This is a genomic window from Streptomyces sp. NPDC005899, from assembly GCF_040629645.1.
In the GTDB taxonomy this organism is placed as follows: domain Bacteria; phylum Actinomycetota; class Actinomycetes; order Streptomycetales; family Streptomycetaceae; genus Streptomyces.
In genome coordinates this window covers 1-3,143 of record NZ_JBEXWB010000522.1, presented here as the reverse complement: position 1 = coordinate 3,143, position 3,143 = coordinate 1, and the positions used below count along the sequence as shown (strand labels likewise).

Genomic DNA, 3,143 nt, shown 5'->3' with positions numbered 1-3,143 from the left:
CTCCGACGCGCTGCCCGCGCTTCGCCGTCCAGGCCCGCCGGGTGCGCAGGTCAGGCCCGCTGCGGCTGTTCGGCCGCGGGCGCGGCGGTGCGGGCGGAGCCGGCTCCGAGCACCGGGGCCGCGAGGCAGGCGAGGACGCAGAAGGCCACCGGCAGGAAGAACGTCAGGTTCAGTGGCATCAGATGGGTCATCGGACCGATCACCGCCGGCCCGGCCAGGATGCCGACGTAGCCGAGGCCCGCCACCCTCGACACGTTCGTCGCGGCCGCCTGCGGATCGATGTGGCCCGCGGCGCTGAACAGCTGGGGAATCGTCCCCGACAGCCCGATGCCGAAGACCGTCCAGCCGGCCAGCGCCGGGGCGGTCGCGGACGACAGCGCGGCCAGCACCAGGCCCGCCGCCGCCAGGCCGGAGCCGTAGCGGAGGATGGCCACCGCGCCGAAGCGCGCGGCGACACGGTCGGCCAGCAGCCGGCCGACGGTCATCGCGGTGGCGAAGGAACCGTAGGCGAGGGCCGCGGTCGACGGGGAGGCGTCCAGCACGTCCCTCAGGTGGAGCGCGCTCCAGTCCCCCGCGACCCCTTCCGAGAGCATGAGCACCAGGGCGAGCCCGGCCATGATCCAGATGCGGCGCGGCACGGGTCGCCGGGCGGACTTCGCGGTGTCCGCGCCGCCGGCGGGAACGGCGTCCGGGGGGAGCAGGGCCGGCATCGCGGCGAGGGTCACGACGAGGCTGAGCCCGCCCATGGCGGCGAGCGTGACGGCCGGACTCCAGCCCCGGCCGAGTGTGAAGGCGCCGACCAGCGAGGCCAGCACCCCGCCGATGGAGAACATGGCGTGGAAGGCGGACATCACGGGCCGCCCGTAGCCCCGCTCGACCTGTACGGCGTGGGCGTTCATCGCGACGTCCAGGCACCCGGTGACACAGCCCAGCACGAACAGGGAGGCCCCCAGCGCCCAGGGGCCGGTGGCCAGTCCCGGCAGGACGAGGGCGGCACAGGACAGCACCGACGTCACGGGGACGACCTTGCGGGCCCCGAAGCGGTCGCTGAGCGGCCCTATCAGCTGCATCCCGGCGAAGGCGCCGCCGCCCAGGAGCAGCAGGAGCCAGCCGAGGACGGCGTGGCTGATCCCCACCCGCTGCTCGATGGTGGGGATGTGGACGATCCACATCCCGAGCACGAAGCCGCAGAGGGTGAAGTACACGAAGGTCGCCAGCCGGCCGACCCGCAGAAGTCTGTCCATGCGCGCAATCTAACAAACAGATTTTCTGTGCGTAAGTTTGTCTTGCGCACATGATTGATGTTCACTTCGCTCATGGCGAGTGCAGACCGACTGAAGCAGATCACCCACGCGGTGCTGGAGACCGGCCGCCGGACGGTCTCCGAGCTGGCGGAGCTCACCGGCGCCTCCGAGATGACGGTCCGCCGCGACCTGGAGACGCTGGCCGGGCAGGGGGTCCTGGAGCGTTACCGGGGTGGCGCGCGCAGTCTCGTGCTGCGGGGCGAGGAGCCGCCGTTCGCCCTGCGGGCGGGGGAAGGGCTGGAGGCCAAGCGGCGCATCGCGGCCGAGGTGGCCTCGCTGATCGCGGACGGCGAGTCGGTCGTCCTCGACAGCGGCACCACCTGTCTGGAGGTGGCGCGAGCCCTCACGAACCGCCGCCTGACGGTCATGCCGCTGTCCCTGCACGCCGCCAACGTCCTCACCGGCGCGAGCCGGCTGACGCTGCTGCTGCCCGGCGGCAGGCCGCGCCCCGGTGAACTCGCGCTGACCGGACCGCTGACCGAGGCGTCACTGGCGTCACTGCGCTTCGACACCGCGGTCGTCGGCTGCTGCGGCCTGACCGCCGCCGACGGCCTGACGGCCTACGACCTGGAGGACACGGCGGTCAAGCGCGCGGCGATCGCCTCGTCGCGCCGGGTCGTCGCCGTGGCCGACGCGGCCAAGCTCTCGCGCACCGCCCTGGCCCTGGTCACGCCGGCCTCCGCGCTGCACACGGTGGTCACCGACACCGCGGCACCCGGAGACGAGACGGAGGCGCTGGCGGCACTGGGCGTGGACGTACGCCGGGTGTGACCCGGACGCCGTGCGGGGCGGACCGTGCACGGTCCGGGTCCGGGCCGGCACGGGTGGCCTCGGCCTCGCCGGCTCGCCTCCTCCCCGCACGGCTCGCGGCCGCGAGCGCCGTCGCCGCCCGGGGCCACATGCCGCCCGACGGTGTGTCAGGCCTTGATAACGTCGCCCGCACGACTGCGGAAAGCTCCCCGCCGGGGTCGTCACCGGACCGGTGCCGGCCGCCCGACAGGACGGTGAGCGGTGCCGGTGCGGGTCGAGGGGACCGGACGTGGCAGGGACGATGAGGGCCTACGCATGAGCCTCCCGCAGTTGCACTACACCTCCGTCGCGGCCGGGGCCGGGGAGCCGGGGGGCCGGTTCACCGCCGCGGATCCCGCGATACCGGGGCCGATACGCGCGGAGGCCGCCCCGCTCCTCACCTACGAGGCCCCCGCGGGCACCCCCGGACGGCTCACCGGCACCCGGCTCCGCGCACAGCCGGTCGCGTTCGGCTTCGCCCCGCTCTCCGACGGCAGCCACCTCCTCAGCCGCACGGTGGCCACCGGTGACGGCGGCTTCCACGCCCACGCCGTGCACCTCCCGGCCGGCACACCCCTCCCCGGCCGGGTGCTCCCGGTCTCCGCCTGGGGTGCCGCCGGGTGGCTCTCCGCCGCGCCGGACCGCCACCCGGCCGACCCGCTGACCTCGACGGCCCTGGCGGGCGGCCCCTCCCGGGGGCTGACCCGCGAGGGCATCGGCGACTTCGCGGTGTCCCGGGGCCCCTGGCTCGCCGCCGTCCTCGGCGATCTGCGTCGGGCGAGCGAGGACCCGGCCGCGCCGCGGGTCGTGCTCGTGGAGCGGCACAGCGCGGACGTGGCCCGGTGGATCGCCCTGGCCGTCGCCGTCCTGCCGCGGGAGCACGCGGAACGGCTGACCTTCACCACCTACACCCGGCGGCCCGGGAGCACGCCGCACCAGGTCGTCGGGGTGCTCCCCGAGGACGCGCCCGACGTGTCCGACCCCCGCTTCCGGGTGCACGCCGCGACCGGCCCGGGACCCTCCGGGCCCGTGCGCGACGCCTGGGCCGCC

Annotated in this window: 2 protein-coding genes and 1 pseudogene; 2 read left to right on the top strand and 1 reads right to left on the bottom strand. The window is 75.3% G+C overall.

What is annotated here, in order from left to right; translation table 11 throughout:
- Positions 1-50: 50 nt before the first annotated feature.
- Positions 51-1,244, bottom strand: a complete 1,194-nt coding sequence (locus tag ABZ371_RS30830) for an MFS transporter (RefSeq protein ID WP_358685851.1) — start codon at positions 1,242-1,244, stop codon at positions 51-53.
- 72 nt (positions 1,245-1,316) lie between these two features.
- Between ABZ371_RS30830 and ABZ371_RS30825 the strand changes: the two genes are divergently transcribed.
- Both ABZ371_RS30825 and ABZ371_RS30820 read left to right on the top strand, forming a co-directional pair.
- Positions 1,317-2,075, top strand: a complete 759-nt coding sequence (locus ABZ371_RS30825) for a DeoR/GlpR family DNA-binding transcription regulator (RefSeq protein ID WP_358685848.1) — start codon at positions 1,317-1,319, stop codon at positions 2,073-2,075.
- Positions 2,076-2,369: 294 nt separating this feature from the next.
- A pseudogene (locus tag ABZ371_RS30820) lies at positions 2,370-3,143 on the top strand (hypothetical protein); the annotation flags it as partial.